The sequence below is a fragment of the Streptomyces sp. NPDC001980 genome, assembly GCF_040296885.1.
In the GTDB taxonomy this organism is placed as follows: Bacteria; Actinomycetota; Actinomycetes; order Streptomycetales; family Streptomycetaceae; genus Streptomyces.
On record NZ_JBEOYD010000004.1, the window covers coordinates 420,113 to 435,638 of the forward strand.

15 protein-coding genes and 1 riboswitch are annotated in these 15,526 nt (G+C 71.9%); of the genes, 12 read left to right on the top strand and 3 right to left on the bottom strand.

Annotation, left to right across the window (positions count from 1 at the left end; genetic code table 11):
- Positions 1 to 20 precede the first annotated feature (20 nt).
- Positions 21 to 479, top strand: a complete 459-nt coding sequence (locus ABT137_RS08790; protein ID WP_351704634.1) for an acyl-CoA thioesterase — start codon at positions 21 to 23, stop codon at positions 477 to 479.
- Here ABT137_RS08790 and ABT137_RS08795 read toward each other — a convergent pair.
- On the bottom strand, positions 439 to 1,653 hold the full coding sequence (locus tag ABT137_RS08795; RefSeq protein ID WP_351704637.1) for an MFS transporter: 1,215 nt from the start codon (positions 1,651 to 1,653) through the stop codon (positions 439 to 441). The genes ABT137_RS08790 and ABT137_RS08795 overlap by 41 nt on opposite strands.
- A gap of 122 nt (positions 1,654 to 1,775) precedes the next feature.
- Between ABT137_RS08795 and ABT137_RS08800 the strand changes: the two genes are divergently transcribed.
- From ABT137_RS08800 to ABT137_RS08845, 10 genes are all read left to right on the top strand, one after another.
- Positions 1,776 to 3,086 (top strand): ROK family transcriptional regulator, encoded by a 1,311-nt coding sequence (locus ABT137_RS08800; protein ID WP_351704640.1) that lies wholly within the window; start codon positions 1,776 to 1,778, stop codon positions 3,084 to 3,086.
- Between the two features lie 275 nt (positions 3,087 to 3,361).
- Positions 3,362 to 3,492, top strand: a riboswitch (FMN riboswitch).
- 156 nt (positions 3,493 to 3,648) lie between these two features.
- Positions 3,649 to 4,254: a riboflavin synthase gene (locus tag ABT137_RS08805; RefSeq protein ID WP_351704643.1), complete on the top strand. Its 606-nt coding sequence runs from the start codon at positions 3,649 to 3,651 to the stop codon at positions 4,252 to 4,254.
- Complete coding sequence (gene pnuC / locus ABT137_RS08810; RefSeq protein ID WP_351704646.1) at positions 4,251 to 4,901, top strand: nicotinamide riboside transporter PnuC; 651 nt, start codon at positions 4,251 to 4,253, stop codon at positions 4,899 to 4,901. The genes ABT137_RS08805 and pnuC overlap by 4 nt, the downstream gene beginning before the upstream one ends.
- Positions 4,898 to 6,190, top strand: a complete 1,293-nt coding sequence (locus ABT137_RS08815; protein WP_351704649.1) for a bifunctional 3,4-dihydroxy-2-butanone-4-phosphate synthase/GTP cyclohydrolase II — start codon at positions 4,898 to 4,900, stop codon at positions 6,188 to 6,190. Before pnuC ends, ABT137_RS08815 begins: the two co-directional genes overlap by 4 nt.
- Positions 6,191 to 6,212: 22 nt before the next feature.
- The gene (gene ribH, locus ABT137_RS08820; RefSeq protein WP_351704651.1) at positions 6,213 to 6,698 is read left to right on the top strand and encodes a 6,7-dimethyl-8-ribityllumazine synthase; all 486 of its coding nucleotides are present in this window, start codon (positions 6,213 to 6,215) and stop codon (positions 6,696 to 6,698) included.
- 34 nt (positions 6,699 to 6,732) lie between these two features.
- On the top strand, positions 6,733 to 7,005 hold the full coding sequence (locus ABT137_RS08825; RefSeq protein WP_030946750.1) for a phosphoribosyl-ATP diphosphatase: 273 nt from the start codon (positions 6,733 to 6,735) through the stop codon (positions 7,003 to 7,005).
- 47 nt (positions 7,006 to 7,052) lie between these two features.
- Complete coding sequence (gene hisG, locus ABT137_RS08830) at positions 7,053 to 7,910, top strand: ATP phosphoribosyltransferase (RefSeq protein ID WP_351704654.1); 858 nt, start codon at positions 7,053 to 7,055, stop codon at positions 7,908 to 7,910.
- A 19-nt stretch (positions 7,911 to 7,929) separates the two neighbouring features.
- Positions 7,930 to 8,385: a PH domain-containing protein gene (locus ABT137_RS08835; protein WP_351704657.1), complete on the top strand. Its 456-nt coding sequence runs from the start codon at positions 7,930 to 7,932 to the stop codon at positions 8,383 to 8,385.
- 256 nt (positions 8,386 to 8,641) lie between these two features.
- Complete coding sequence (locus ABT137_RS08840; protein ID WP_351704660.1) at positions 8,642 to 9,970, top strand: hemolysin family protein; 1,329 nt, start codon at positions 8,642 to 8,644, stop codon at positions 9,968 to 9,970.
- Positions 9,967 to 11,058 carry a hemolysin family protein gene (locus tag ABT137_RS08845; RefSeq protein WP_351704663.1) on the top strand — a complete coding sequence of 364 codons (1,092 nt, stop codon included), beginning with the start codon at positions 9,967 to 9,969 and terminating at the stop codon, positions 11,056 to 11,058. Before ABT137_RS08840 ends, ABT137_RS08845 begins: the two co-directional genes overlap by 4 nt.
- 287 nt (positions 11,059 to 11,345) lie before the next feature.
- Here ABT137_RS08845 and ABT137_RS08850 read toward each other — a convergent pair whose 3' ends face one another.
- Positions 11,346 to 13,208 carry an AAA family ATPase gene (locus ABT137_RS08850; RefSeq protein WP_351704666.1) on the bottom strand — a complete coding sequence of 621 codons (1,863 nt, stop codon included), beginning with the start codon at positions 13,206 to 13,208 and terminating at the stop codon, positions 11,346 to 11,348.
- Positions 13,209 to 13,638: 430 nt separating this feature from the next.
- Positions 13,639 to 14,307 (bottom strand): uridine kinase family protein, encoded by a 669-nt coding sequence (locus tag ABT137_RS08855; protein ID WP_351704669.1) that lies wholly within the window; start codon positions 14,305 to 14,307, stop codon positions 13,639 to 13,641.
- A 195-nt stretch (positions 14,308 to 14,502) separates the two neighbouring features.
- On the opposite strand from ABT137_RS08855, the gene ABT137_RS08860 reads away from it, so the two are divergent.
- On the top strand, positions 14,503 to 15,453 hold the full coding sequence (locus tag ABT137_RS08860; RefSeq protein ID WP_351704672.1) for a hypothetical protein: 951 nt from the start codon (positions 14,503 to 14,505) through the stop codon (positions 15,451 to 15,453).
- The last annotated feature ends 73 nt before the right edge of the window (positions 15,454 to 15,526 follow it).

Below are 15,526 nucleotides of genomic sequence, written 5' to 3' on the forward strand. Positions count from 1 at the left end.
AGTGCTCAGGAGCCCCACCCGTGACCGCCGAAGCTCTGCCCGCCCCCGCCCTCTCCTACGGCCGGCTGCTGCCGGTCAGCGTCCACTTCGACGACCTCGACGCGCTCGGGATGCTGCACAACGCCCGCTACCCGCTGCTGGTCGAGCGCGCCTGGACCGAGCTGTGGCAGGAGCACGGCATCCGCTTCGACGGCGACTGGGCCGCCGCCGGGGACGCCTGCAACGTGGTCAGGGAACTGCTGATCAGCTACGAGGCGCCGGTCACCAGGTCGGGCACCTACGCGGTCCACCTCTGGCTGGAAAGGCTCGGCACCACCGGCCTGACCTACGGCTTCCGCTTCTGCTCGCCGGACGGTGCGACCACCTACGCGCGGGGCACCCGGGTGCTCGTCCGGCTGGACGCCGCCACCCTGCGCCCCGCCCCCTGGAGCGAGACGTTCAGGGCCGTGGGCCGGGAACTGCTGCGGTCTCGGGGCTGACCTCCGCGCGCGAGCCCCGCGTGCCGGCGCGCAGCACGCCCGCGAACGCCACCAACCCCAGCGCCAGTACCGTGACCAGGCAGAACGACACCACCAGACTGGTCGCCTGGGCGATTCCGCCGATCAGGCTGGGCGCGATCAGGCCCGAGGTGTAGGTGATCGTCGCCACGCCCGCGATGGCCTGACTCGGGTTCGGCCCGGCGTGTCCGGCCGCCGCGAAGCACAGCGGTACGACGACCGCGATGCCGAGGCCCATCAGCCCGAACCCGGTCATCGCCACCGCCGGCTGCCCGGCGAGGACCACCAGCAGCCCGCCGAGCGCGGCCAGCACACCCCCGGCGCGCACGGTACGGACCGCGCCGAAACGGTTCACCACCGCGTCCCCGCTGATCCGGGCCACCGCCATGGCCAGCATGAACCCGGTGGTGGTGGCCGCCGCGAGCCCGGCCGAACTGTCCATCCGGTCCCGCAGGAACACCGCCGACCAGTCCAGGCTCGCCCCCTCCGCGAACACCGCGCAGAAGCCCACCGTGCCGATGAGCAGTGCCGACCGGGGCGGCAGCGTGAACCGCGGCGGCGGCTCCTCGTCCTCGCCGGGCCTGACGTCCAGGACGAAGCCGGCCGCCAGCGCGCCGAGCACGGTGAGAACGGCCGAGGCCAGGGCGAAGTGCACGCGCGCGTCCGTGCCCAGATGCGCGGCCAGGGTGCCCGCCGCCGAGCCGAGCAGGGTGCCCGCGCTCCACATGCCGTGCAGCCCGGACATGATCGACCTGTCGAGCACCCGCTCGATCTCCACGCCGAGCGCGTTCATCACCACGTCCGCCATGCCGGCGCTCGCGCCGTACGCGAACATCGCCAGACACAGCAGATACAGGTTCGTGGCGAGCGACGGCAGGATCAGCGACAGCGTCCACATCGCGATCAGCCCGCGCAGCGCCGTACGGCTCCCGAAGCGGTGGCTGATCCGGCCGGCCAGCGGCATCGAGCACGAGGCGCCGAACGCCGTGAACGCGAGCGCGAAGCCCAACTGCCCGGCGCTGAGCGAGGCATGGTCCTGGACCCACGGCACTCGGGTCGCGAACGAGCCGGTGACGGCACCGTGCACGGTGAACACGGCCGCGACGGCGTACCGCGCCCGCTTCACCCCGTGCTGCTCGTAACCCACGTCTTTCATGGTCCTGCCCCTCCCCGGGTGGGTGCCGCCCGCTGTCCGCCGTAAACTATCAGGGACCCTGCCTGATAGATAGAGAGTTATGTGGCCGTCCTGGGCCATACGGATCTGGGAGGATGCCCGTCATGCCCGCATCACCGAGTACCGCCCGGGCCATCAACGACCGGCTCGCGCTGAGCCTGCTCCAGCAGGAAGGCCCGCTGACGGCAGGGCAGTTGAAGCAGCTGACCGGACTGTCCCGGCCGACCGTCGCCGACCTCGTCGAACGGCTCACCGCGTCCGGCCTGATCACGGTGGTCGGCGAGTCGGGCGAGCAGCGCCGGGGGCCCAATGCCCGGCTGTACGGCATCGTCGCCGACCGCGCGTACCTGGCCGCCCTCGACGTGCGCACCGAGAGCGTCTCGGTGCTGGTCTCCGACCTGGTGGGGCGGGTGCTGGCGGACGGGTCGGTGCCGGTGGCCCCGGAGGAGGGGGAGGCGGCGGCCGTCGAGCAGGCGGTGGAGCTGGTGGAGCGCTCGGTCAAGGAGGCGGGGGTGTCCGGGGACGGGGGACAGCTGCACACCGTGGGCATCGGGGCGCCCGGGCTCGTCGATCCGGCCACCGGTGAGCTCCGCGACTCGGCCGGCCTGCCCGCCTGGCACCGCCGGCTCGTCGCGGCCCTCCAGGAACGCTTCCCGCAGGCCCGGGTCGGCGTCGAGAACGAGACCAACCTGGCCGCCCTCGCCGAACAGCGGGAGGGCGTCGCCCGGGACCGTGACACCTTCGTCCTGCTCTGGCTGGGCAACAGCTGCGGCGCCGCCGTCGTGCTCGACGGCAGCCTGCGCCGGGGCGCCTCCGGCGGCACGGGCGAGATCGGCTTCCTGCCGGTGCCGGGCACGGCCGGACTGCCGACGGCGACGGACTGCTCCGGCGGCTACCACTCGCTGGTGGGCGCGGCGGCGATCGCGGAGCTGGCGCGGGAGTACGGCGTGGGGTCGGCGGACCTGTCCGCCGACCGCGTGGTCGAGGAGGTGGTACGCCTGGCGGCCGGCGGCGCCCCGGTCGCGCCCCAAAGGGGCGCGGGCCGTATCGATATGCGGCTCCGCCGCGTGGGCGCGACCGGCCAGGACGGCGCCGCGCCCGACCCCCGACCGGACCCGGCACCCCCCGCCGAGCGTGCCGCCCGTTTCCTGGACGCCCTCGCCGACCGCATCGCCGTCGGCGTCGCCGCCGTCGTCGCCATCCTGGACCCCGGCTGCGTGGTCCTCGGCGGCGAGATCGGCCCCGCCGGCGGCGCGGCGCTCGCCACGCGGGTCGAGGCGCGGCTCCGCCGCATGTCCCCGCTGGCCACCGAGGTGCGCGCCGGCACCCTGGGTGGCGCGGCCGTCCTGCGCGGCGCCCTGCTCACCGCACGCGAGCGCGCCCAGGACGAACTCTTCGCGGCGCCGGACCGCTGACCCCGCTCGGCGTACCGGGCCCGGGCCGCCCGGATTGGGCGGGCCCGGCGACGGGCAAGGGCCGTCGTCACCGCCACCGGGTCCGTCCGAACCCTAAAAGGACTAGACCAGTAGGGTCAATAGATGTGAATCGGAGTCAAGAGTCCTGGTCCGCACGCCCGTTGGGCACACGACGGTCCGTCCGGGAAGTCCAGCGGCACGGGCTGTGAGGCACCCCACACGGTTCCCCTGTATGGACCGCAACAGGGCGTGGCACACTGGCCATGTACCAGAAGCAGCGCACTCCGGGGTCGGTGAAACTCCGAACCGGCGGTTACAGTCCGCGACCCGTCCGCTTCCAGCGGCCGGTTGACCAGGTGAAATTCCTGGACCGACGGTTAAAGTCCGGATGGGAGGCAGTGCGCGGCGGGCGAGCATGTACGTGTGCGCGCCGCCGTATCTGGTCTCGTCCCTCGTGGGCGGGGCCTTTTCGGCGTCGCCCTCGGTGTGATCGTCCGTCCATTCTGTCGTCCGTCGACAGGCCCCGGAGTCCGTGCCCCGTTGAGGCAGGAGGACCCGGGAAGTGTTCACCGGAATCGTCGAAGAGCTGGGTGAGGTCACCGCCGTCGAGAACCTCGGCGATGCGTCCCGTTTCCGGCTCCGTGGCCCCGTAGTGACCGAGGGCGCGCAGCACGGCGACTCCATCGCCGTGAACGGCGTCTGTCTGACCGTCGTGGAGCACGAGGGCGACGAGTTCACCGCCGACGTGATGGCGGAGACCCTCAAGCGTTCCTCCCTCGGTGCCCTGGACGTCGGCTCCCGCGTCAACCTGGAGCGCCCCACCGCGGTCGGCTCCCGTCTCGGCGGCCACATCGTGCAGGGCCATGTCGACGGCACCGGCCAGGTCCTGGCCCGCACGCCCTCCGAGCACTGGGAGATCGTCAAGGTCTCCCTCCCGGCCGACCTCGCCCGCTACGTCGTCGAGAAGGGCTCGATCACGGTCGACGGCATCAGCCTCACCGTCGTCGAGGCCGGCTCCGACTACTTCACGGTCAGCCTGATCCCCACCACCCTCGACCTCACCACCCTCGGCCACAAGCAGCCCGGCGACCCGGTCAACCTGGAGGTCGACGTCGTCGCCAAGTACGTGGAGCGCCTGCTCGCGAACACGCAGGGAGCGGACCGGTGAACTGGCTGAACTCCGAGGCCTTCACCCTCCTCGGCCAGCACATCATCTGGTCCGACATGATCGGGAACATCCTCGGCCTGATCACCCTCGCCCTCGGCTGGCGCCGTTCGCTGCTCACCTGGCCGGTGCAGTTCCTCTCCGGCCTGGTCCTGTTCACCGCCTTCTACGGCCACCTCGCCGGCAGTGCCGGCAAGCAGGTCGTCGTCATGGTCGTCGCCCTGTACGGCTGGTGGCAGTGGAACCGCAACAAGGGCCGGACCGAGGACGGCGGTGACGGACACATCGTCCCGCGCTTCGCCACCTGGCAGGAGCGCGGCGCGATGGTCGCCGCCGCGGCCGTCGGCACGGTCGCCGTCGCCCTGCTCTTCAAGGCCTACCCGTCCCTGTCCTGGGACCCCTGGCCGGACGCGTACATCTTCGTCGGCACCGTCGTCGCCATGTACGCCCAGGCGCGCGGCATGGTCGAGTTCTGGATCGCCTGGCTCCTGGTCGACGCGGTCGGAGTCCCCCTCAACTTCACCAACGGCTACGCCTTCTCCGGCTTCGTCTACGTCATCTACGGCGCGCTCGTCCTGTGGGGCCTGCGCGACTGGTGGCTGCGCTCCCGCCAGGGCACGCGGCCCGCTCTGGAAGGAGCACCCGCATGACTGCGGCACCCATCCTCTACAGCACCGAAGGCGCCGAGGACCTCACCCTCGACCCGGTCGAGCAGGCCATCGCCGACATCGCGGCCGGCCGCCCGATCGTGGTCGTCGACGACGAGGACCGCGAGAACGAGGGCGACCTCGTCATCGCCGCCGAGAAGATCACCCCCGAGATCGTCGCCTTCATGATGAGCGAGTGCCGCGGCCTGATCTGCGCCCCGATGGAGGGCGAGGAGCTGGAGCGGCTCGACCTGCCGCAGATGGTCGGTGACAACACCGAGTCCATGAAGACCGCGTTCACCGTCTCCGTGGACGCGTCCGCCGCGCACGGCGTCACCACCGGCATCTCGGCCGCCGACCGCGCCACCACACTCAGGCTGCTGGCGAGCGGCGACGCCGAACCGACCGACCTCGTCCGCCCCGGCCACGTCTTCCCGCTGCGCGCCCGCCCCGGTGGCGTCCTGGTCCGCAACGGCCACACCGAGGCCGCCGTCGACCTCGCCCGCCTCGCGGGCCTGCGCCCGGTCGGCGCCATCGTGGAGATCGCCGGCGAGGACGGCCGGATGCTCCGCCTCCCCGAGCTGATCCCGTTCGCCCGCAAGCACGGCCTGACGATCATCTCCATCGCTGACCTGATCATCTACCGCCGGGCCGCCGAACCCACCGTGCGCCGCGAGGCCGAGGTCAACCTGCCCACCAAGCACGGCACTTTCACCGCCTACGGGTACCGCTCCACCACCGACGGCGTCGAGCACGTCGCCCTCGTCCACGGCGAGATCGGCGACGGCGAGGACGTCCTGGTCCGGGTCCACTCCGAGTGCCTCACCGGCGACGTCTTCGGCTCCGCCCGCTGCGACTGCGGACCCCAGCTCGACGCCGCCCTGGACCGCATCCAGGACGAGGGCCGGGGCATCGTCGTCTACCTGCGCGGCCACGAGGGGCGCGGCATCGGCCTGCTGTCCAAGCTGCGCGCGTACGAACTCCAGGAGCGCGGCCGCGACACCCTCGACGCCAACCTCGAACTCGGCCTGCCCGCCGACGCCCGCGACTACGGCGCCGGCGCCCAGATCCTGACCGACCTCGGGGTGCGCAGCGTCCGCCTGATGACCAACAACCCCGACAAGAGCGACGCGCTGCTGAGCCACGGCCTCAAGCTCAGCGGGCGCGAGCCGATGCCCGTACAGGCGGGCGAGCACAACCTCCGTTACCTGCGCACCAAGCGGGACCGGATGGGCCACGACCTGCCCTGGCTGGACACGCCCCCGGCGCTGTCCACCTGCGGCAACCAGTAAAGAAACAGCACTGAGGAGAGACGTGAGCGGCAAGGGTGCACCTGAACTGTCGGTACGCAATGTCAGCGACCTGCGGGTCGCGGTCATCGCGTCCCAGTGGCACGCGAAGGTGATGGACGGACTGGTGGACGGCGCCCTGCGCGCCCTGCGCGACCTGGGGATCGACGAGCCGACCCTGCTCCGGGTCCCCGGCACCTGGGAGCTTTCGGTCGCCGCCAAGGTCCTCGCCGGCCGTGGCTACGACGCGGTGGTCGCCCTCGGCGTCGTCATCCGCGGCGGTACCCCGCACTTCGAGTATGTGTGCCAGGGCGTCACCCAGGGCCTCACCCAGGTCACCGTCGAGACCGGCGTCCCCGTCGGTTTCGGCGTACTCACCTGCGACAACGAGGAGCAGGCTCTGGACCGCGCCGGCCTTGCGGGCTCCAACGAGGACAAGGGCCACGAGGCGGTGACGGCGGCGGTGGCGACGGCGGCCACCCTCCGCTCAGTATCTGAACCCTGGCACTGAGCGACGCGGCGATTGGCGTAGTCTGGCGCTCACCATGTCCAACAAGACTTTCGAGGAGCTCTTCACCGAGCTCCAGCACAAGGCCGCCCACGGCGACCCCGCCACCTCCCGCACCGCCGAGCTGGTCGGCAAGGGGGTCCATGCCATCGGCAAGAAGGTCGTCGAGGAGGCCGCCGAGGTCTGGATGGCCGCCGAGTACGAGGGCAAGGAAGCGGCCGCCGAGGAGATCTCGCAGCTGCTCTACCACGTCCAGGTGATGATGGTCGCCCGCGGTATCTCGCTGGACGACGTCTACGCCCACCTGTAGAACCTTTTCCGACAAACCCGCCTTTTCGAGCAAAGGAAGCCGACCTCATGCTGCGCATCGCCGTCCCCAACAAGGGTTCCCTGTCAGGACCTGCGGCGGACATGCTGCATGAGGCCGGCTACCGGCAGCGCCGGGAGTCCAAGGAACTCCGCATCGTCGACCCGGTCAACGACGTCGAGTTCTTCTACCTCCGCCCCCGCGACATCGCGATCTACGTCTCCTCCGGCCGCCTCGACATCGGCATCACCGGCCGCGACCTGCTCGTGGACTCCGGCGCCAACGCCGAGGAGATCCTGCCGCTCGGCTTCGCCCGCTCCACCTTCCGCTTCGCCGCCAAGCCCGGCGAGGCGAACGGCCTGGCGGACCTGAAGGGCAAGACGGTCGCCACCTCCTACGAGGGCATCGTCGCGGGGCACCTCGCCGACAACGGCGTCGACGCCTCCGTCGTCCACCTCGACGGCGCCGTCGAGACCGCCATCGAGCTGGGCGTCGCCGAGGTCATCGCCGACGTCGTCGAGACCGGCACCTCGCTGCGCAACGCCGGCCTGGAGGTCTTCGGCGAGCCGATCATGAAGTCCGAGGCGATCGTGATCCGCCGCACCGGCGCCGACGCCGAGGAGGCCGCTGAGCCGAAGGTCCAGCAGTTCCTGCGCCGTCTCCAGGGCGTCCTGGTCGCCCGGACGTACGTGATGATGGACTACGACTGCCGGGTCGAGCAGCTGGAGAAGGCCGTCGCCCTCACCCCCGGCCTGGAGTCGCCGACCGTCTCCCCGCTGCACAACGAGGGCTGGGTCGCCGTCCGCGCCATGGTCCCCACCAAGGACGCCCAGCGGATCATGGACGACCTGTACGACATCGGCGCCCGCGCCATCCTGACCACGGCCATCCACGCCTGCCGCCTCTGATCCGGGGGGCACGCGAGAGATGTCCGAGCTTCCCGCCCTTCCCGTCACCTTCCGGCCGGGCCTCACCCGCGTGATCCTGCTCACCGCGGGTGTCGCGATCTTCGCCACCATCTCCGGGGTCGCACTGCTCCTGGAGCAGCTCGGCCCGGGGGAGAAGCTCAGCTTCGTCGTCACCGGCGCGCTGATCTTCTGGGTGCTGGCCCAGCTGGCCAGGGTGAAGGTGGTCGCCGACGAGTCCGGGGTCACCGTCGTCAACATCGCCGGCAAGCGGCGCCTGGAGTGGGCGGAGATCGTCCAGGTGAACCTCCGCCCGGGTGACCCGTGGGTGTTCCTCAACCTCAGCGACGGCACCAGCCTGCCCGCGCTCGGCATCCAGCCGGGCATCGCCAAGCAGCGCGCCATCGCCGACGCCACGGCCCTGCGCGCTCTCGCCGAGGCCCACGCGAGCCACGACCCCGAACAGCATCAGGGCTGAAATCACGCAACTTCGGGGCCGTCTCCGGGCCGTCGCCCCTGCCGCACCGGCCCCTGTCTTGATTAATCTGTTGGCGGAGGCTTTTCACGTCCCGCCTCCACCCCTGTCGCGCGCCCCGCGCACAGGGGTTCCTGCTACCCGAGGAGTGACCCTCTCCGGCGATGGACGGATCGTCCTGTAGTACCTGCGCCGCCCCCTCCCGACATACCGCGGACCGCCTTCCCGCAGTCCGCGAGGCTTCGGAGGCGGCGGCATCATGACCACCCCCCTGCTGCTCCTGGCAACCGCGTTCCTGCTCATCCTCGCCAACGGCTTCTTCGTGGCCGCCGAGTTCGGCCTGGTGACCGTGGAGCGGCCCGAGGCCGAGAAGGCCGCCGCCGACGGCGACAAGCGCGCCCGTACGGTCGTCGAATCGCTGAAGGAGCTCTCCTTCCAGCTCTCCGGCACCCAGCTGGGCATCACCATCACCTCCCTCGTCGTCGGCATGCTCGCCGAACCGGCACTGGCCGAGCTGCTGCGCGGCCCGCTCACCGCGATCGGCCTGCCCGACGGCGCGGTCTCCGGTATCGCCGTCGTGGTGGGCATGCTGCTCGCCTCGGCGATCCAGATGGTGATCGGCGAACTCGTACCCAAGAACTGGGCAGTCTCCAAGCCCCTCCAGGTCGCACGCTTCGTCGCCGGCCCGCAGGCCCGCTTCTCCCGCCTGTTCCGCCCGGTCATCGCCGCGCTGAACACGGTCGCCAACCGGCTCGTCCGCGCCCTCGGCGTCGAGCCGACCGAGGAGCTGGCGTCCGCCCGCACCCCCGGCGAACTGGTCTCGCTGGCCCGGCACTCCGCCCAGGCCGGCGCGCTGGAACAGGACACGGCCGACCTGTTCGTCCGCACCCTCTCCCTGGGCGAGCTGACCGCCCAGCACGTCATGACCCCCCGGGTGAAGGTCAGCGCCCTCCAGGACACGGCGACCGCCGAGGACGTCGTCAACCTCACCCGGGCCACCGGCCTGTCCCGCTTCCCCGTCTACCGGGAGAAGATCGACGAGATCGTCGGCATGGCCCACCTCAAGGACGCCCTGGCCGTCTCGGTCCACGACCGGCTGCGCACCCCGGTCGGCCGCATCGCCCGCAAGGCCCTGCTGGTCCCCGAGACCCTCCCGGTCCAGCCCCTCCTCGCCCGGCTCCGCTCCGAGCAGCCCATCGCGGTCGTCGTCGACGAGTACGGCGGCACGGCCGGCGTGGTCACCCTGGAGGACATCGTCGAGGAGCTCGTCGGCGAGGTCCGCGACGAGCACGACAGCCCGGACGCACCCGAACTCGCCGCCGCCCCCGCCCAGGACGGCAAGCCCGCCTGGGACGTCGACGGCAGCGTCCGCGTCGACATCCTCCAGCGGATAGGCCTCGACGTGCCCGAGGGCCCGTACGAGACGGTCGCCGGCCTGGTCGCCGACCTGCTCGGCCGGATCCCGGCGCCCGGCGACCGTGCCGAGCTGCCCGGCTGGCGGCTGTCCGTCCGCCGCGTCGGCCACTACCGCGCGGAACGGGTCCGCCTGGTCCGCACCGCCCCCGCCGTCGCGGAGGCCGCCCGATGAGCGTCCTCCAACTGGTCTTCGCCGGCCTGCTGGTCCTGGCCAACGGCTTCTTCGTCGGCGCCGAGTTCGCCCTCGTCTCCGTCCGCCGCAGCCAGATCGAACCCCTGGGCACCGCCCGGGCCCGCCAGGTCCTCTACGGCCTGGAACGGCTCCCGCAGATGATGGCCGCCGCCCAGTTCGGCATCACCGTCTGCTCGCTGACGCTGGGCGCGGTGGCCGAACCGACGGTGGCCCACCTGCTGGAGCCGCTGTTCGAGGCGGTGCATCTGCCGGAGGGCGTGATCCACCCCCTGGGCTATGTGATCGCGCTCGCCGGAGTGGTCTTCTTCCACCTGGTCATCGGCGAGATGGTGCCCAAGAACCTGGCGATGGCGGCGCCGGAGAAGGCGGCGCTGTGGCTGAGCCCGGGCCTGGTCGCCTTCGCCCGCGTGTGCCGGCCGATCACCGTCGCCCTCGGCGCCTGCGCCCACGGCATCCTGAAGCTGTTCCGGGTCGAGCCGAAGGACGAGGTCGAGGCCGTCGTCACCAGCGAGCAGCTCAACCGGCTCCTGGAGGACTCCGGCCAGGCGGGCCTCCTCGACCCCGAGGAGCAGGAGCGGCTGGAGGACGCGCTGGAACTGGGCTCCCGCCCGGTGACGGACGTGCTCCTGCGGCGCGAGTCCCTGATCACGGTCCCGCCGTCGGTCACCCCGGGCCAGATCGTCGAGCTCACCGCCCGCACCGGCTACTCCCGCTTCCCGGTCGCGGCCGAGTCGGGGGCCTTCATGGGCTACGTGCACGTGAAGGACGTACTCGACCTGGAGGACTCCGACCGGGCGGTACCGCAGCAGATATGGCGCCCGATGACGACCCTGCGGGCCGAGCTGCCCCTCGACGACGCGCTGACGGTGATGCGCCGGGCAGCGACCCACCTGGCCCAGGTGGCCGACGCGAACGGCAGGGTCCTCGGCCTGGCGGCGCTGGAGGACGTCCTCGAGCTGCTGGTGGGCGAGGTGACCGACCCGGCCCACCGGGACCGGCCGGCCGCCCCGCCGCGCACTCCGGAGCCGAGAGTGAGCGGGGAGCCGGAGGAGGTCATGGCCGGGTGAGGCCGTAGTCCGGCTGCGGGCGCGTGGGGGCTGGTGGCGCAGTTCCTCCCCCAGCCTTCGGCCGGGGGTACCCCCAGCGCCCCTTACGGGGCGCTGCCCAGCCGCTCCTCCCACAGCTACCCAGCTGCGGGCAGGCGTGCCTCCCCCAGTGCCTTAAGGGCCTGGGAGGTGCCCCCAGGCGGCACGGGTGGGCGATGGGGGTCCCCCGCTCGAGCGAAGCCGAGAGTGGGGGAGGCACCCTGCAAGCGCCGGTAAGCGTCCCGCCCCGGCCCCAGCCCCCCCCGCACCTACATCCCGGCCGCCGGATCCTGCGGCCCCCGCCCCGACAGCACCTCTCCGTACGCCTGCATCAGGTCCGGCAACCGCAGCGTCGCCAGGTCGTCCCGCGACAGCACCCCCGGATACGCCGACAACCGCAGATCCCGGTACGCACAGCTCTTCTCGTACAGCGTCCGCAGGAACCGCCCGTTGCCCAGTTCGTCGATCCAGCCCTGGTCCACCACGTGCCCGGCGATCGACCGCAGCTCCTCCAGCGCCTCCTCGTCCCACGCGTCCCCGTTCTCGGCGGCCAGGACCCCGCCGATCGACGTCAGTTCGAGGGGGCGGTAGGAGGGGAAGTCCACGCGGGTCGTGAAGCGGGAGGACAGGCCGGGGTTCGCGGCCAGCAGGCGGTCCATGCCCTCCGGGTAGCCGGCCAGGATCACCACCAGGTGGTCGCGGTTGTCCTCGGCCCGCTTCAGCAGCACCTGCAGCGCCTCGTCGCCGTACGCGTCCCCCTTGCCGTAACCGGAGTTGGAGAGGGAGTAGGCCTCGTCGACGAAGAGCACGCCGCCGATCGCGGAGTCGATCAGTTCGTTCGCCTTCACGGCGGTCTGGCCGAGGTACTCGCCGACCAGGTCGGCCCGCTGCGCCTCCACGAGGTGGTCCCCGCCGAGCAGGCCCAGCGCGTAGAACACCCGGCCGAGGATGCGGGCGACGGTGGTCTTCCCGGTGCCGGACGGCCCGGAGAAGACGAAGTGGCGTTTCGGCGGCTGCACCGGCAGCCCCTGCCCGGCCCGCAACCGGGCCATGTTCAACTGCGCGGACAGCGCTTTGACCTGTCGTTTCACGGGTTCGAGCCCGACCATGCGCTCCAGCTCGGCGAGCGCCTCCTCAAGTAACGCGGGGTCGGTCGGCCCGGCCGGCAGCGGGGGCGACGGCACGACCTTCTCGCGCACCGCCGGGTCGATCACCGACGGCATCGCCCCGGTCGGCGGCTCCGGGTCCCCGAGCCGCAGATCGCGCCCCTCGGTGCCGAAGAGCGGGTCGAGCATGTCCGGCCCGTCCACGACGTCCTGCCCGGCACCGGTGAGGGTGATCGACGCGAAGTCGGCCGTGTCGTCGTACCCGTCGCCCTCGGCTATCGCGGCCAGCCGCGCCGAGGTGTCCATGAAGGCGGGGTCGACGCGGTGCACGGCCCGGTAGAGGGGGAGCGCGGCGGCGCTGCGGCCGGTGCCCTCGTGGGCCCGCGCCAGCCAGTAGCGCAGCTCCTTGCGCTGCGGCTGCTCGCTGCGGCAGCGCATCAGCGCGGCGGAGAGCAGGGGTTCGGCCTGGCCGTACATTTCGAGGCGGACCCGGGCCATGCCGCCGAACAGGCCCGCCTCGATGCCGAGCATGGGGTCGTCGACGAGCGGGTCGGTGTGCCGCACCAGCTGCTCCCAGTCCTTGACCAGGTAGGCCCGGCAGGCGTGCAGGAAGCGGACCTGGGGGTCGGCGTCCACCGGCGGCAGTCCGGCGAGGGCCCGGTCGAGCTCCGGGACGTGCCGGCCGTCCAGCCAGTGGGAAGCATGGGCAAGGAGGAGATCGCGCGGGCTCTCGAGCACCGGCTGCACCCACCAGCCCAACCAGTACCAGGAGTTCAGCGTGCGGCGATGTCGGCCGCGCTGTTCGCCGAAGCGGTCCCGGTGCCGGAACATCCGCAGCAGCGCGGTCGTCGTGTCGACGCGCAGCGCGTGCAGCCCGAGCCAGGCGTCGGCCATCCCCGGATCCATCCGTACCGCGGCCCGGAACTCCTCCTCCGCCTGCGGATAGGCGCCCATCGTGTAGGCGTCCACGCCTCGTAGCCAGGCGAGGTCGGCCGGGGCCTCGGGGCCCTGCGTGCCGAAATCCATCACGTCCCCCACAAACCGTGCCCCCGTGGTTGGCCCCCGGGCTCCCCCCGATGGCCGCCGTTGGTCGAACCGCTGTGCCGCGGACCGGAGTTGCAGGTGCGCGAAGCAGCCGTTCGAAGGTCGCACCGAGGGCATCGTACCTGCGGTTCCACCGCCTGCCGAAGGGTGCCGCACAGGCCGTTTGGCGAGGTGGGGGCAGACGGGGCGCACACGGGTCGGTGACCGAGGGTGAGCACGGGGACGCGCGCCGCGCACGCAAAAGGGGTAAAGGGCAGAACGAAGCCCCCGATCACGGGGGAACAACCGGGGGCTTCGCGTCTGCGGGGCGGCCTGGAACGGCCGCTCATTGAGAACGTAAGTCCTGTACGACCCCCGGGTCAAGCCGAGTTGAGGTACTCGGGCAACTTCTTGGAGGCGTGTCTTCACGAGTTCAGCACACAGCCGACGGCCCGTCACGGTGGGTGATGGCCTGGTCCGGTCCAACTGTCTTCGCAGGCCCCGGCAGTACCTCATATCCCTTCTGTGACTGTGTCACCAGAAGGTCGGCGTACGGCCTCGAGGGGTCTTCGCTGAAGTGTTCGTGTTCCGCCCTGACCCACTCGACCCAGAAGTCCCGTTGTTCCGCGCCGTCCCGCGCCCTGCCCCGCGTCCAGGCCTCCTCGTGCGGCAGCTCCATCCACAGCAGCCGCGCCAGGAAGGGGCGCAGTGCCCGGCGGCCGGCGCCGACGCCCTCGACGAGGATCACCGGGGCCGGCGGCAGCGCGCGGGGCGGGCCGAAGCGGCGGGCGTGCCAGTCGTAGGGGGAGTAGTGCGCCGTCCCGCCGTGCCCGAGCGGCTCGATCACCTGGGCCAGCAGCCGGCCGGTCCAGGCGAACAGCTCCTCGTGGCTGGCGATGTCGTCGAGGTGCAGCACCGGCGCCCCGCCGAGGGCGGTGGCCAGCCGGCCGGCGAACGTGGTCTTCCCGGACCCGGCGTGCCCGTCGACGCCGACGAGGCGGACCGGGCCGCAGGAGGGCGGCAGGGCCCGGAGTGCGGAGGCGAGCTGGTGAATGGCCGTTCCCGAGGTGTGCTGCGGTGAGGGGGTGTTTTCCGGAAACATTCTAGTAGTGCGGCGCATAGCGGGTGTTTACGACCCCGGGAAAGTATCGGCTTGAACCAATTTCGAGCCGTTCTCCACCGCGGCCATTAATATTTCCGACCGGCTGACCGATATGTCGACCTCGTGCGTTTCCGGTGTGCCCGGCCCTGAGTAGGGTGCCTGGTGCACGCGTCGGACGGGGACGGACAGGGGAAGATGGCCGCGGAGTTATTCGAGGGGCACTACGTATGGCATCCGGCGGCCGACGACCGCTTGCTCGCGAGCGTATGCGTGGACGTGCGCGCCGGAAGATATCTGAGTGCCCGTGAGGCGCTGGCCGAGACGCGTGCCGACTTCGCCCTGCGCGCCCACCGCTCCCTGGTCCTCGCCTCCGAGGCGGCCGGCACCGATCTGGTGGAACGGTGGCTGGACGAGGAGCCGGGCCCCGAGTCCGCGCTCATGTGGGCCCGGGTGGCCGTACAGCGGGCGACCCGGGCGGCCGACGCCCGTGACGAGCGGGCCGAGGCGCTGGAGCGGATCGCCCTCGCCGCCTGCGAGCGGGCCAGCGCCCTGAACCCCGCCGACCCCACGCCCTGGGCGGCCAAGCTGGCCATGGCCCGGCTGCACCGCCCGCACGACCCCGCCCCCGGTGGCCTGCTGACCTCCCCGTCCGGTCCCTGGCGGCTGTTCGCGCACACCCTCGCCCTCGACCCCTGGCACCGCGAGGCCCACCACCGCTTCCTGTCCTTCTTCTTCACCCGGTACGGCGGCTCGGTCAACGCGGCCTGGGACGTCGCCGCCTTCCTCGCCCAGCGGGCCCCCGCCGACTCCGCACTGCGGCTGCTGCCGCTGGTCGCGCTGGTGGAGAGCCACAACCCCACCCAACTGCTCGCCGAGCGGGTCTGGGAACAGCCCCAGTGGCGCAGCACCGCGTTGTCGATCTACCAGAACTGGCTGCCCGCGGTCGCCGGATACCGCTTCACCCCGGTGCTCGACCTGGCCTACCTCGCGCACGCGCTGGTCATGGCCCAGTGCGAGTTCGAGGCCCGGGCGGTCTTCACGGTCATGGGGCCGTACGCCTCACGCATGCCCTGGAGCGTCTTCGGCGAACCGGCCGACCAGCTCTCCCGGGCCCGCCGCGCCTGCGGCCTGCCCACCCCCTCCTAGCGTCCCAGAGAAAGGCCGGCACGTGTCAGAACGCACAGCGGACCCCGTCACGCTCGACGACGACGCGACCCTG